At 66.5% G+C, this 275-nt stretch carries 1 pseudogene; it reads left to right on the plus strand.

Going from position 1 to position 275, the window contains the following annotated elements:
• Positions 1-275 (plus strand): annotated as a pseudogene (locus SB816_RS31380) (ATP-dependent DNA helicase); the annotation flags it as partial.

A 275-nucleotide genomic window follows, 5' to 3' on the forward strand; every position in this document is an offset into this window, starting at 1 on the left:
GCCACCGTGCTGTTTTCCGGCACGTTGAGCCCGTTCCGGTTCTATCGCGACACGCTCGGCTTGCCGGCCGACACGGGCTGGCTCGACGTCGAAGGGCCGTTTCGCGCCGAGCAGTTGACGGTGCGCGTGGCGAGCCACGTGTCGACGCGCTGGCGCGATCGTGACCGCTCGCTCGAGCCGATCGTCGATCTGATCGCCGCGCAATATGCGACACATCCCGGCAACTACCTCGGCTTTCTGAGCAGCTTCGACTATCTCGCGCGCGTCGTCGCGCT

This window comes from Achromobacter sp. SIMBA_011 (assembly GCF_046535435.1).
Classification (GTDB): Bacteria; Pseudomonadota; Gammaproteobacteria; order Burkholderiales; family Burkholderiaceae_B; genus Achromobacter; species Achromobacter dolens.